Annotated in this window: 14 protein-coding genes; 13 read left to right on the forward strand and 1 reads right to left on the reverse strand. The window is 47.9% G+C overall.

Annotation, left to right across the window (positions count from 1 at the left end; genetic code table 11):
* Positions 1-40: 40 nt before the first annotated feature.
* On the reverse strand, positions 41-1,294 hold the full coding sequence (gene tyrS, locus GCWU000321_RS08740) for a tyrosine--tRNA ligase (RefSeq protein ID WP_007070874.1): 1,254 nt from the start codon (positions 1,292-1,294) through the stop codon (positions 41-43).
* A gap of 178 nt (positions 1,295-1,472) precedes the next feature.
* On the opposite strand from tyrS, the gene GCWU000321_RS08745 reads away from it, so the two are divergent.
* The 13 genes from GCWU000321_RS08745 to GCWU000321_RS08805 all read left to right on the forward strand — a co-directional run bounded on the left by GCWU000321_RS08745 (position 1,473) and on the right by GCWU000321_RS08805 (position 12,723).
* Positions 1,473-1,841: a VOC family protein gene (locus tag GCWU000321_RS08745; protein ID WP_007070875.1), complete on the forward strand. Its 369-nt coding sequence runs from the start codon at positions 1,473-1,475 to the stop codon at positions 1,839-1,841.
* Position 1,842: 1 nt separating this feature from the next.
* The gene (locus tag GCWU000321_RS08750; RefSeq protein ID WP_007070876.1) at positions 1,843-2,550 is read left to right on the forward strand and encodes a tRNA threonylcarbamoyladenosine dehydratase; all 708 of its coding nucleotides are present in this window, start codon (positions 1,843-1,845) and stop codon (positions 2,548-2,550) included.
* A 98-nt stretch (positions 2,551-2,648) separates the two neighbouring features.
* Positions 2,649-3,257, forward strand: a complete 609-nt coding sequence (locus GCWU000321_RS08755) for a hypothetical protein (RefSeq protein ID WP_007070877.1) — start codon at positions 2,649-2,651, stop codon at positions 3,255-3,257.
* A 20-nt stretch (positions 3,258-3,277) separates the two neighbouring features.
* The gene (locus tag GCWU000321_RS08760; RefSeq protein ID WP_007070878.1) at positions 3,278-3,751 is read left to right on the forward strand and encodes a hypothetical protein; all 474 of its coding nucleotides are present in this window, start codon (positions 3,278-3,280) and stop codon (positions 3,749-3,751) included.
* 63 nt (positions 3,752-3,814) lie between these two features.
* Positions 3,815-4,372, forward strand: a complete 558-nt coding sequence (locus GCWU000321_RS08765; protein ID WP_040381604.1) for a hypothetical protein — start codon at positions 3,815-3,817, stop codon at positions 4,370-4,372.
* Positions 4,373-4,536: 164 nt separating this feature from the next.
* On the forward strand, positions 4,537-5,133 hold the full coding sequence (locus GCWU000321_RS08770; protein ID WP_040381607.1) for a hypothetical protein: 597 nt from the start codon (positions 4,537-4,539) through the stop codon (positions 5,131-5,133).
* A 24-nt stretch (positions 5,134-5,157) separates the two neighbouring features.
* A complete protein-coding gene (locus GCWU000321_RS08775) occupies positions 5,158-5,490 on the forward strand; it encodes a hypothetical protein (protein WP_040381609.1) in 333 nt (110 codons plus the stop codon).
* Positions 5,491-5,508: 18 nt separating this feature from the next.
* On the forward strand, positions 5,509-6,096 hold the full coding sequence (locus GCWU000321_RS08780) for a hypothetical protein (protein ID WP_007070882.1): 588 nt from the start codon (positions 5,509-5,511) through the stop codon (positions 6,094-6,096).
* Between the two features lie 22 nt (positions 6,097-6,118).
* Entirely contained in the window at positions 6,119-7,036 is a 918-nt protein-coding gene (locus GCWU000321_RS08785; RefSeq protein ID WP_007070883.1) for an RluA family pseudouridine synthase, read from the forward strand.
* 157 nt (positions 7,037-7,193) lie between these two features.
* Positions 7,194-8,549: a sodium-dependent transporter gene (locus GCWU000321_RS08790; protein ID WP_007070884.1), complete on the forward strand. Its 1,356-nt coding sequence runs from the start codon at positions 7,194-7,196 to the stop codon at positions 8,547-8,549.
* Between the two features lie 50 nt (positions 8,550-8,599).
* On the forward strand, positions 8,600-9,958 hold the full coding sequence (locus GCWU000321_RS08795; protein WP_007070885.1) for a sodium-dependent transporter: 1,359 nt from the start codon (positions 8,600-8,602) through the stop codon (positions 9,956-9,958).
* A gap of 107 nt (positions 9,959-10,065) precedes the next feature.
* Positions 10,066-11,313 (forward strand): hypothetical protein, encoded by a 1,248-nt coding sequence (locus GCWU000321_RS09295; RefSeq protein WP_007070886.1) that lies wholly within the window; start codon positions 10,066-10,068, stop codon positions 11,311-11,313.
* 153 nt (positions 11,314-11,466) lie between these two features.
* Complete coding sequence (locus tag GCWU000321_RS08805) at positions 11,467-12,723, forward strand: Glu/Leu/Phe/Val family dehydrogenase (RefSeq protein WP_007070887.1); 1,257 nt, start codon at positions 11,467-11,469, stop codon at positions 12,721-12,723.
* Positions 12,724-12,836 lie beyond the last annotated feature (113 nt).

A 12,836-nucleotide genomic window follows, 5' to 3' on the forward strand; every position in this document is an offset into this window, starting at 1 on the left:
TTTTTTCTATTTGCTGTAATCTGCCGGACGGCAGCCGTTTTTATTCTTTTACTGCGATGGAAAAATAATTTTTCTTACCTTTGCGGATGATGATGAAGCGGCCGTTCGTATTCGGGTGGGCGGAGATGGATGCTTCCGTATCTTTGATCTGCATACCGTTTACGCGGACAGCGCCGTTGGTGATATCTTCTCTTGCCTGGCGTTTTGACTTTTCCACACCTGCTTCCACGAGAGCGTCTACGATATTGACAGGAGCAAAAGCCACTTCACCGCCTTTGGTGTTTCGGAAAGCGCCTTCGATTTCTTCGCCTGTCAGTTCGGCAATATCACCGGAGAAAAGGGCGGCGGTGACTTTAAGAGCCTGTGCCAGTCCTGCTTCTCCATGAACGAAACGGGTGACTTCTTCCGCCAGACGTTTCTGGGCGGTGCGGTTTTCCGGATGTGCCTGCACTTCTTTATCAAGGGTGTCGATTTCTTCTTTCGTAAGGAAAGTGAAATATTTCAGATACTTGACGACATCCCTGTCATCCTGGTTGAACCAGAACTGGTAGAATTCGTAGGGCGAGGTCTTTTTCGGGTCAAGCCACACGGCGCCGCCGGCAGTCTTGCCGAATTTTGTGCCGTCTGCTTTGAGCATGAGGGGGATGGTCAGTCCGAAGGCTTCATGGGTTTCATTTGTTTTTCTGATGAGTTCGATGCCGTTTGTGATATTGCCCCATTGGTCGGCACCGCCGATTTGCAGCTGGACGCCGCATTTTTCATAAAGCATTTTATAGTCGATGGACTGGAGTATCTGGTAGGAGAATTCCGTGAAGGAAATGCCCGTTTCCATGCGGGAGGCGACTACGTCTTTCGCCAGCATGGTATTGATATTAAAAAGTTTGCCGTAGTCTCGGAGGAAGTCGAGCAGGCTGATTTTTGAGAGCCAGTCATAGTTGTTCATCATGGTGAAGGATCCGTCTTCACCGAAGAGTTTTTTCATCTGCGCTGTAAGAGAATCCGCATTATGCTTTACCTGTTCCGCGGTCTGGAGGACACGCTCCGTGGTACGCCCGCTGGGATCGCCGATAGCGCCCGTGCCCCCGCCGATAAGGATGACGGGATGGTGGCCGGCGAGCTGGAACCGTTTCAAAATCATAAAAGGGATCAGGTGGCCGATATGCATGCTGTCTCCCGTAGGATCGATACCGCAGTACAGGGAGATGGATTTTTGGTCTACCAGTTTGTATAGTCCTTCCGCATCTGTCTGCTGGTTAATTGCGCCGCGCCATTCCAATTCATCAATGATGTTCATCAAATTCCGCCTTTCTGTGCCGGTTACATAGTAATCAGTGTTGCAATAATAATCTTATTTAATATAGCATATTTTGAAAAATGATGGTATGGAAAAGCATGATGTCCGCTGTTTAGGAGAGGGAAATTGTGATATACTTTTCATATGAATATTTTCGATATAGATAAATGGAGGATTTATGAAATTCACTTTTAATCACAACAATTTTAATGTCCTTGATCTGGACAGAAGCATTTCTTTTTATGAAAAGGCGCTGGGGCTGAAGCCTGTCCGGGAAAAGGTGGCCGATGACGGTTCTTTTAAACTCGTTTATCTGAGCGACGGCGTGACAGGGCATACCTTGGAACTCACCTGGCTGCGCGACAGAAAAGAACCGTACAATCTGGGAGAAAATGAATTTCATCTGGCTCTTGCCGTGGAGGACATGGAAGCCGCCCACGCGCTCCATAAGGAAATGGGCTGCATCTGTTATGAAAATCCCGCCATGGGCATTTATTTTATTTCCGATCCGGATCATTATTGGATTGAAATTGTTCCGGAGAAATAGGATGAATCCTGTATTTCAAAGGACGGCGCGGATGATCGGCGAAGATGGAGTGGAACTGCTGGCGCGGAAAACGGCAGCGGTCTTCGGACTCGGCGGCGTGGGGTCGTATGCGGCGGAAGCGCTCGTTCGTGCAGGTGTAGGGCATTTGATTTTTATTGATAAGGACAGTGTGGATATTTCCAATGTAAATCGGCAGCTTGTGGCGGATGTAAGCACGCTTGGCCGCTTGAAGGCGGATGTGATGGCGGAGCGGGCACTTCGGGTGAATCCCGATTGTGATGTAAAAGTACTGCCTGTGTACTATCGCCCTGATGATACGTCATTTATTGAAAATCTCCATGCCGATTTTATTATTGATGCCATTGATGACGTGCCTGCGAAGATTTCGATTATCTGTGAATGCGACAGGTTTCATATCCCTGTGATTTCTTCCATGGGGACAGGCAACCGCCTTCACCCTGAAATGCTTGAAATCACAGATATTTATAAAACATCGGTATGCCATCTGGCGAGAAAGATAAGGAAGGTACTGAAAGAAAAGAGAATCCGCCATCTGCCCGTGGTGTACTCCAAAGAAGTTCCCTGTAAAATAGTCGGCGAAGATCACGCACCGGGGTCCGTATCTTTTGTTCCTCCGGTATCCGGTATGATGATGGCAGGGTACGCTGTGCGGAAACTGCTGGAAGGGCATATGCCGAAACAGGGATAAAGAGCTGTTTTTGCAATGGTATAATAGGGGAAACTGGGATAAGGGGATTTCCCTTACGAAATGAATGATAACGCAGTTTTAGCAGGAAAGAGGAAAGTATGACAGAAATTTGTCATCCTGAGTGGATTACGGTGACAGCGGACGGAAGTGCGCATAAAGGATATGATCAGGACTGGTATCCCGAGAAACGTCAGCAGATCTCAGGCTGCGGGCCGACAGTGGGCTCCATGATGGCCGCTTATACGCAAAGGAAACTGGAGAAAAAGGAAATCACTACGAAAGACGGCGCTGTGGAGCAGATGCTTGAAATATGGCCGTATGCAACACCTCATCTTCACGGCTTGTACAAGACAAGATGGCTTATGGAAGGATTGAATCATTATTTCAGTGATAAAAACCTTTCTGCAGAAGCGGAAATGATTTCCATTCCTTCTATCCGTATGCTGGCACCGTCTTTTGTAAAAGTAAAAAAATTTATTCAAGAGGGTCTTGCAGGAGATTGGCCTGTCGGATTTTTAAATCTCCACAGCGGGGGAGAGTCGATTCCTTATCACTGGCACTGGATGATTCTTGTAAGAATGGAAGAAGCCGGAGGCAGAACGATCTGCACTCTTTGGGATGAAGGGAAAGAGTATCCTTTTGATTTGGAAAAATGGCTTCATGCGACCCGGTTTGGCGGCGGCTTTGTCCGTGTCGGCAAAAAGTAAGTATTGAGAGAGGGAAAGCGATGAAAAAAATCATTTCTTTTTTACTGGCAGGCGCTGTCCTGCTTCCGGGGGCGGCGTCCGCCGCTTTTGTGAAATCGGATAAATTATTTAATGATTATGATCGGTATGCTGTGGTATACATGGACGGCACGAAGCGTATCTATGCGGATACGGAAACGGTGGAACAGGATTATGCTCCCGCGGGAACGTTTCCTGTTATCCGCGGAAAGGTATACACTGAGGTTTATGCAGAACCTCTTGATTATCCCGCTCTGGGTAACGGCCGTATCGTAAAAGCGATTGTGGAATCGGAGCTGGCTGTGGGTGCGGATCAGTTGGGCAGTGAAATTCGATACCGCCTGCTGGATCAGAATGTGGCGTCATATGATCTGAACGGAAATCCCGTGCCCGCTGCATCCGATGTGAAAGACACACAGGAAAATGCGCAGGAATTATATTTGAATATGTACCGTCTGGTAAAGAAATCAGGCTGAGACGAATGATCCGATTTTCCTGTAAAGTGACGGAAATCGGATCAATATGATGGAGCGCAGGCGATGCGGAGAAATAGGAAAATCAGAAAAATGGAGCCCTGGTACAGGCGGTTGTTCGAGAGAATAAAAGAGAACCGGAACCGGATCAACAGGGGAACTACAGAACCAAAGATTCTGGAGAATCCCTTTATCAGCCGGGCGTATGATAAAATTATGCGAAATCACAGGAATCATGTGTTGGGCATGTGCCTGTCGGGGATCATAGGGGGCACATTTCTGTTCCTCATATGGGATGCGCTGTGCCAAGCTGTTTTGGGCGTATCGTCCCGGGAATGGCTGGGGCGCGGTATGGACCAGATTCTGACCTCTCTGTTTTTCGGGTTGTCTTTTTGTGGATATGGGTATGTGGAAAATACCGTTTTCCATTCCATGGATCATGTGCTTCTGAAGTACTGGACCTGTCCTTTCTGCCATAGGGAACTGCCGTACAAGGTGGAAATCAGTCAGAACATCGGAAACGAACGGTTCCATCTGCTTCCGGGTGCGGTGGAGGACTGCTGCCCCTACTGCGGGAAGCGGCTCCGCATCCTTCCGGAAGAAAAACATATCGGCGGGAAATGATGCTGCTGTGGGGATCAGGACTATGGTATGATGATCCAACGGGATTCAAGTGAAACAGTTTGCTTCGGGCAGGCTGTTTTTTATTTTTATGTCGGTGATATATAATTGGAGTGATATGGAAATGCGGAATTCGAGAACTCTTGATAAAAATAGAAAGGAAAGAAATGATTTTTCTGAAATGGCTTCACCGCCGGCAGGATGAAGAACTTCTGAAAACGGCAGAGCAGGTGCTGAAAGATTTCCGGAATGAGATTTCTTCCATGGCGGTTTGCGGAGAAGAAAGGGAAGTTCTGGAAAATATGATTTTCCTTTTGCTGAATACGTACATGGAAGAGGATGAAAAAAAGTTTCTCTGTGACACAGACGGGAAGGGCTGCCTTGATACACTGGCGGCGCCGCTGGTATTGGGAGAAAATGGAGGAACCTATGCCGCTTCTTATGACAGCTGCATGGAAGAGGGGCAGGGAAAGTATAAAACGTTTGCCCGGTATTTTGGAAAAGATTTCACCCCTTTCGGATTTGATGTATTTACAGGAATGGTACTTCTGTACACAAGAAAGACAGGAGATAGAGAGGAAGGGACGCAGCGCCTGCTGGACGCTGCCGACAGAGTGTTGGGGGATTGGAAGTCTTTCTATCATTCTTTTTTGTTCGGTTTCTTTATGGCAGCGTATGGACGGGAGGCTGTATCTTCCGCGGCGTGGTTAAAAGCGGCGGACAGGCAGATTTTGGACTTGCTGCATGGGTTTGAGGAGAGATGACTTTCGGCAGTGCAAGAGGAAATCATGGCGGAAGATAAAAGGAAGAAATGGAATCAATGGGCGGAAGTTTTGTGGAATATTATTCTGATCGTCGGATGCATGTATTTCTTTTGCAGACTTCTGGCAGATATGAATGAATCCGGTTTTGCACGGATGGCGGCGGAAAATAGGATCCTGCTGCCTGTGCTGGGAGTATTTCTTCTAAATATGGCTGCTTCCACTTGGAAGAATATACAAAAACCGGGGGCCTGTGATGAACAAGGCGGATCTGCGCCGGAAAAAGAAGCCGGGGAAAGGCGGCTATACCTGTTCATGGATATGTACAGGCGTGTCGTTCGGCACCGTTTCCCTGTCTGAGGAAAGGAAATCAAAGTTATGTATCCGGATCAATATCAGATTATTTTCCTGGCGTGCGTTATATCTGCCAGCGTGCTGGTGCTTTTTTTACATTGGCGCTGGAAGGTCCGGCAGAGGAACCAGCTGGCGGAGCGGCATAGGAACAGCGCGGTCATCCGGCTGCGGACAAAATCATTTCAGGGATTCAGCTGTACTTCTTCCGTACGGATCCTGAAAGTGGACGGAGAGAAAGCAGATACGTTCCTCTATAAATGGCCATGGAGACATGCGGTCTATGTGAGACCGGGGATGCACAGCATGGAGGTTCGGGCGGACTGGCCTGTGCATACATGGCACAATGAGGCCGTCTGGTTCCATTATACGGTGGAAACACTGCCGGCGGTCACCGTGGAAGCCGGGGTAATATATGCGCTGGAATATGAGGTGAAGACGGATACGTGGACTTTATTCCGGTTGGAGAAAGACAGTCGGGCTTGTGAAAAAGAGTCAGTTCAGGAAGAATTTATAAAACCGGAAGGATATATATCGGACAATCATTTGTGGCGATGGAACGCCATTATGATTATATTTTGGATCTTGGGCATATTATTTATAAAGTACTGGTAATTTCTTCGGGAGGGGAGTTTGCATGAAGGAATTCAGAATAGAGGGGCGTCATGCGGGGAAACGCCTTGACCGTTTCATGGAAGAAATAGAGCACTGGCCCCATGGGATGGTGGTGAAAGCGGTCCGCACAAAAAAGCTGAAAGTAAACGGGAAAAAGGAAGACGGAACATATCGGCTCTGTGAAGGAGACAGGGTGGTTTCCTATGTCCTTCCGAAAGAAAAAAGGCGCGATTTCACGATTGTGTATGAAGATGAGCACATATTGATTGCCGATAAAAAAGCAGGGCTCCTCTGCATGGACAGTACAGGAAAAACAACGCGGACGCTTATTGGTGAGGTGAATGAATATCTGGCGGACAAAGGAGAGCCGTCCGCGTACATGGTTCACCGTATTGACTTTAATACGAGCGGGCTCATGGTAATTGCTAAAGATGAAGAAAGCAAAGGGATCCTTGACCGTATGATCAAAGAGCGGGAATTGGAGAAAGTTTATCTCTGCATCGTATCCGGGGTTCCGAAGAAAAAGGAAGGACACCTCATTCATTATTTATTTAAGGACTCGAAACAGGGAAAAGTATTTTTGTCTGATGTTCCGCAAAAAGGGGCGAAGTCTGCTGTTACAGACTATCACATCGTGAAGACAGGTCAGAATTTGTCTCTTCTGGAATGTACGCTTCTCACCGGACGGACACACCAGATCCGCAGCCAGATGGCATATATCGGACATCCGCTTATTGGAGATGACAAGTACGGCAGCAAGGAAGTAAACCGCCGATATGGGGAGAAGGGACAGCTTCTTCATGCATGGAAAATCACATTTCATTTAAAAGGAAGCGGGCATCTTTTGTCTTATCTTGATGGGCAGACCTTTACAACGGAAAACGTTCCTTTTCTGAAATCATATTTCCCTGATGGGAACAAAAATTTCGTCATAAAATGATCGGGTTTGCTTTCCCGGAAGGAAAGGGATAAGGGGATGCAAAAAATTCATGTCACTTCGGATAGAAAAAATGGGTATTGGCAGAATGGAAGAATAGAGTTATTATAAACGGGTACATGTTTTTAATTTGTTTTCAGTGTTATCGGAGTATAGGATTATGGGAGAGAGAGACGGTTTTAAGTCCCGCATGGGATTTCTTCTGGTCAGCGCAGGTTGTGCCATCGGCATCGGGAATGTGTGGAAGTTCCCTTATATTGCCGGTCAGTACGGCGGCGCTGTTTTTGTGCTGTTTTACCTGGCATTTTTAGTGCTTATGGGGATTCCCGTCATGACGATGGAGCTGGCGGTAGGACGCGGCAGCCGCCAAAGCGCGGTGCTCGGCTATAAGAAGCTGGAACCGCAGGGGAGCCTCTGGCATATTCATGGATGGTTCTGCGTCCTTGGCTGTTATCTTCTTATGATGTATTACACCACTGTTTCCGGATGGATGCTGGCATATTTCTGGAAGTTTATCAACGGCACGTTCAGCGGCGCTTCCAAAGAAGCTGTAGGTGCCGTGTTCGGGTCCCTTCTCGGCAACCCGCTGGAAATGGGCATCTTTATGGCGATTACCGTATTTCTCGGGTTTGCTGTCTGCGGGTTCGGTGTACAGCGCGGCGTGGAGCAGGTGACGAAAGTAATGATGATGGGACTCCTTGGGCTCATCGTTCTTCTGGCAGGCAACAGCCTTATGTTGGATGGCGGTGCCCCCGGCCTTGCCTTTTATCTTCTTCCTGATTGGGGACGGGCGGTTGAGGCGGGACTCGGCAATGTGGCGGCAGCCGCTATGAATCAGGCGTTCTTTACCTTATCTCTCGGTATCGCGGCCATCGAAATTTTTGGCAGCTACATGTCTGATGAATTTACACTGACGGGAGAAGCAGTGCGGATTACCGCACTGGATACCTTTGTGGCATTTATTTCCGGTCTGATTATTTTTCCCGCGTGCTTTGCATACGGTGTCCAGCCCGATCAGGGACCGGCTCTCATTTTTATTACTCTTCCGAACATCTTTGTAAATATGCCTCTCGGCCAGTTATGGGGCGCTTTGTTTTTTGTCTTCATGACCTTTGCCAGCTTTTCTACGGTGACGGCGGTCTTTGAAAACCTTATCGCCTGTTCCATTGATAATTTCGGCTGGAACCGTAAGAAAGCGGTGCTTGTCAATTTAGTCATCATTTTCCTGTGCAGCATTCCCTGTGTCCTTGGGTACAATGTTCTTGCAGACATGCATTTCATCGGCAGCCGTGACGTGCTGGACAGCGAAGACTTCCTGGTAAGCAACCTGCTTCTTCCCTGCGGTGCGCTGGTTTACCTTTTATTCTGCGTTACCAAATGGGGCTGGGGCTTTGATCATTATCTGGCGGAAGTGAATAAAGGAAGAGGCATCAAAATGCCGGGTGCCATGAAACCGTACTTCCAGTATGTCCTGCCGGTGCTGATCCTTGTCATTTTAATCCGCGGACTGATGTAGGGTGGGAAATATAAAGCCGATTATGGAAAAGCATTTTGGAGGAAAGAAGTATGGAAGAAAGAGACAGTTTTAAATCCCGCCTCGGTTTCATCCTGGTCAGTGCGGGCTGTGCCATCGGTATCGGGAATGTGTGGAAGTTTCCATATATTACCGGAGAATATGGCGGTGCTGTTTTTGTACTGTTTTATCTGGCGTTTTTAATCCTTCTCGGGATTCCGGTGGTTACGATGGAACTGGCTGTCGGCCGTTCGAGCCGCAAAAGCGTGCTCCGCGGTTTTGAAACGTTGGAACCGAAAGGAACGTACTGGCATCTGCACGGATGGGTGTGTCTCATCGGCAGCTATATCCTTATGGTTTATTACACCACCATTTCCGGATGGATGGTTGATTATTTCTGGAAATTCCTGAGCGGTTCCTTTGTGGAAGCATCGCCCGGCAGGGTAGCGGATATTTTCGGACAGATGGTTTCCAGTCCGGTGGAACTCATGTTTTTTATGGGACTTACTGTACTTGTAGGGTTTGCGGTCTGTGCGGGCGGTGTGCAGGGCAGTCTCGAAAAAGTAACAAAGTTCATGATGCTCGGACTTTTGGGGCTGATTATCCTTTTGGCGGTGAACAGCGTCATGATTCCCGGCGGTGAAAAAGGGATTGCCTTTTACCTGCTTCCCGACTGGGGGCGGGCAGTTGAGGCCGGTCTCGGCAATGTGGCGGCAGCCGCTATGAATCAGGCATTTTTCACTTTGTCTGTCGGCCAGGGTTCCATGGAAATATTTGCGAGTTACATGGATAAGAAGAACAGTCTTGGCGGAGAAGCGGTACGAATTACGGCGCTTGATACCTTCGTGGCGCTTCTCGCCGGCCTTATTATTTTTCCGGCGTGCTTTGCGTACGGTGTGGAACCGGATCAGGGGCCGTCCCTGATTTTCGTTACGCTTCCGAATATTTTTATCAATATGCCTATGGGGCAGATCTGGGGCGGATTGTTCTTTGTTTTTATGACCTTTGCCAGTTTTTCCACGGTGACTGCTGTATTTGAAGCACTTATCGGCAACTGTATGGATAACTTCGGCTGGGGCCGCAAAAAGGCTGTTTATATCCTTTTACCGCTTGTGTTTTTCGGCAGTATCCCCTGTGTTCTCGGATTTAATATGTGGTCTGATGTACAGATTTTGGGATCGAAAGGAATTCTTGATACGGAAGATTTCATTGTAAGTAATCTTGTGCTTCCCATCGGTTCCCTGATTTTTGCCCTCTTCTGCGTTTCGAAATACGGCTGGGGATTCGACCATTATCTGAAAGAAGTGAATACCGGCGACGGCATGAAGATTCCCCGCTGGCTGAAACCGTATTTTCAAATTGTCCTGCCGCTTCTGATTACGGTCATTGCAGCGCGCAGTCTGCTCGGATGATTTGATTTCGTGACTCTCCGCAGGGGGAGTTTTTGTTTTTGCTGATAAGGTATACTTAAAGCGATGAAAATAAGTGGTTTATCCTGTTTATGAAAAAGAGGTGCTAAATGACAAAAGAAGAACGGGCTGAAAAATGGAGCCGGGGCATACCGGAAATGGAGTGCCTGACGCAGCAGGAAAAAGGAGAGATATGCCGGCGTGTTACTTTCCAATTATTGGTTTTAACAGGGCTTCTGGCAGGTGCCGCCCTTTGCTGTCTTTCTTTCCTTTCGCTGGAAGATCCGGCGTTTTTTGATGTGTTGAACCACAGCGCGGACAATGTGAATGAGATTCATAAAAACGTGCATTCCATGGCAAAGCGGAAGGGAGCGGCCGTTATGAGCCTTCCTTATGTGCTTCCCCTTGTTTTGCCGATCGTGGTTCCAGCGCTTGCCGTCGTTTATTTTCTGAAGAAGCCGCTGTTGAGGAGGGAAGCGGGGAAATTATCACAACGGTGGCGCCTGGAAACGGATGTGAATACGACTGTACAGTTTGCCTCGGAAGATATCAAAAAAACAATGGAACTTCTGCAAAAAGGTGATGTGCAGTATCTGATCCTGACGCCGCCTGCGCCCGTCATGGGCAGCCTTTTCATGCAGACCGCTCATGATGAAGGGGATCTGTTTACTTTGGAAATCAGCAAGGCGGAAGAAGGTGGAAGCGTCATTTACGGAAAAGCGAGGCAGACTGGGGAGCAGGTACTGTATGCGCTGCAAAATTACAGAAACCGGAATATCATTCCTGATACCTCCGGTTGGGAAAAGCTGTACACACTTAAAGATACACCGGATAAAGGAAATGGCGGGGAGCCAGCTCATACGCCTGCAAGCGGACAAGATGGAGCAGATACATTCCTTCATAAATTTCGTGAAGAGGGAGAACTGCTGAATTATATTTATTGGGCCTTTGATGAAAAACCATATACATCACCGGCTGCCTTTTCTGAAGATGTGAAAAATTATATAGAAGACAACCGCAAGAACTGGAAACCGGAGGAAACCGCTGTGAAAGCGGGAAAAGTCTATATTGTCTATGAAGCGTTTCTTTCCGGAAAAGAAGAACTGCTTGCCAATGAAATGGTGATCGATGAATCTGATTTGAACGAGGAGAATCGGATAGACGGCCTGTTTCAGGCGGATATAGAAGCCCTGCTGTCTGCAAATAATGGAAGCTTTTTCACGAGCGGGGAGCTTTTGATGAAAGTGCACAACCAGCTGGCAGGGAAAGATTTGGGCGATCATTATTTTTTCGAAGGACTGGAACGGGTAGAGACGGAGGATGGCATTCCCCGCTGGCGGGTTCGGCTCGGCTCATGAAACCCATGCGGGAGTGTCTGATTGACTTTCTGTCATCATAAACATTTATATTATACAAATAAGGTATAATGTGACGATTTAAGTGTAATCCTGAAAGCAAAGTGGTATATTTATCTAAGATGTTCATTTTATTTTTATCTTTGAGGTGATGAAATGGCAAACTACAATCCTTATGAAAATATGCTCCATGTTTTGGACAAGGCAGCCGAAGTTTTAGGTTACAAAAAGAATGACTATGAATTTGTGCGTTATCCGGAAAGGGAACTGACCGTGAGCATTCCGATTACCATGGATGACGGCCATGTGGAAGTGTTTTCGGGGTACCGGGTACAGCACAATACAGCCCGCGGCGCGGCAAAAGGCGGTATCCGCTTCCATCCTGCTTCTGACGAGAATGAAGTAAAAGCTCTTGCCGCATGGATGACCATAAAGAACGCGATCGGAAATATTCCTTACGGCGGCGCTAAAGGCGGTATCAAGGTAGATCCCCATAAACTGTCCCAACGCGAACTCCAGCGTCTGGCACGCGGCTATGTGCGCAAAATTTTCCCGATTATCGGACCTGACAAAGATGTGCCGGCGCCTGATGTAAATACAAACGGCCAGGTCATGGCATGGATTGCTGATGAATACGCCGCTCTTTCGGGTAAATGGGAACCGGGGGTCGTTACCGGCAAACCGCTGGCGACTGGCGGCTCTCTCGGTAGAAATGAAGCGACCGGACGAGGACTTCTCTTTACACTGGAGACCTGGTGCGAAAAGAATCATAAAAAAATGGACGGACTCACCATGGCCGTACAGGGATTCGGCAATGTAGGCTCTGTCGGGGCCCTCCTGATCCACCGGCAGGGGGTGAAAGTGGTCTGTGTCGGCGATATTAACGGTACCTGGTACAACCCGAACGGTCTTGATATCGAAGCGATGTATGTATACGCAAATTCCCACGGCAGATCCCTGAAAGGCTATACCGAAGCGGGGGCAACCATCATTCCGGATATGGCCCTTTTCTCTCAGGATGTGGATGTGCTCTTTATGGCGGCAATGGAAAACCAGCTTAATGAAAAGACAATGGAACTGGTGAAAGCAAAACTGGTACTGGAAGGCGCTAACGGCCCGACCACCGAAGAAGCGGATATCTGTTTTGAAAAGAAAGGCATCGAAGTGCTGCCTGATGTCATGTCCAATGTAGGCGGTGTGGTCGGTTCTTACTTTGAATGGGTACAGAACCGCACCGGTTACTACTGGACAGAAGACGAATACAATGAACGGCTGAAAATTAAAATGCGCCAGGGCTATGAAGATGTACTGGCACTGAAAGAAAAATATAAAGTCACTTATCGTCTTGCCGCGTATATGCTTGCGCTCCAGCGTGTGGTAGAAGCGCAGAATACGAGAGGTTTTCTCGGATAATTGAAGAACATGCAAAGAATCGGCTTCCGTAAAGGGGCCGGTTTTTTTATGATAACTGAAACAAGTACGGTTTTAGGAAAGCGGAAGACGGATTACGGACTGTGGCGTTATGG

Source organism: Dialister invisus DSM 15470, from assembly GCF_000160055.1.
Classification (GTDB): Bacteria; Bacillota; Negativicutes; order Veillonellales; family Dialisteraceae; genus Dialister; species Dialister invisus.

Excerpts from the sequence above, each read along its gene's own strand:
- GCWU000321_RS08745 (WP_007070875.1), top strand. The coding sequence starts at position 1,473 with ATGAAATTCACTTTTAATCACAACAATTTTAATGTCCTTGATCTGGAC.
- tyrS (WP_007070874.1), bottom strand. The coding sequence starts at position 1,294 with ATGAACATCATTGATGAATTGGAATGGCGCGGCGCAATTAACCAGCAG.
- GCWU000321_RS08755 (WP_007070877.1), top strand. The coding sequence starts at position 2,649 with ATGACAGAAATTTGTCATCCTGAGTGGATTACGGTGACAGCGGACGGA.
- GCWU000321_RS08775 (WP_040381609.1), top strand. The coding sequence starts at position 5,158 with ATGGCGGAAGATAAAAGGAAGAAATGGAATCAATGGGCGGAAGTTTTG.
- GCWU000321_RS08795 (WP_007070885.1), top strand. The coding sequence starts at position 8,600 with ATGGAAGAAAGAGACAGTTTTAAATCCCGCCTCGGTTTCATCCTGGTC.
- GCWU000321_RS08785 (WP_007070883.1), top strand. The coding sequence starts at position 6,119 with ATGAAGGAATTCAGAATAGAGGGGCGTCATGCGGGGAAACGCCTTGAC.
- GCWU000321_RS09295 (WP_007070886.1), top strand. The coding sequence starts at position 10,066 with ATGACAAAAGAAGAACGGGCTGAAAAATGGAGCCGGGGCATACCGGAA.
- GCWU000321_RS08790 (WP_007070884.1), top strand. The coding sequence starts at position 7,194 with ATGGGAGAGAGAGACGGTTTTAAGTCCCGCATGGGATTTCTTCTGGTC.
- GCWU000321_RS08750 (WP_007070876.1), top strand. The coding sequence starts at position 1,843 with ATGAATCCTGTATTTCAAAGGACGGCGCGGATGATCGGCGAAGATGGA.
- GCWU000321_RS08805 (WP_007070887.1), top strand. The coding sequence starts at position 11,467 with ATGGCAAACTACAATCCTTATGAAAATATGCTCCATGTTTTGGACAAG.
- GCWU000321_RS08765 (WP_040381604.1), top strand. The coding sequence starts at position 3,815 with ATGCGGAGAAATAGGAAAATCAGAAAAATGGAGCCCTGGTACAGGCGG.
- GCWU000321_RS08770 (WP_040381607.1), top strand. The coding sequence starts at position 4,537 with ATGATTTTTCTGAAATGGCTTCACCGCCGGCAGGATGAAGAACTTCTG.
- GCWU000321_RS08760 (WP_007070878.1), top strand. The coding sequence starts at position 3,278 with ATGAAAAAAATCATTTCTTTTTTACTGGCAGGCGCTGTCCTGCTTCCG.
- GCWU000321_RS08780 (WP_007070882.1), top strand. The coding sequence starts at position 5,509 with ATGTATCCGGATCAATATCAGATTATTTTCCTGGCGTGCGTTATATCT.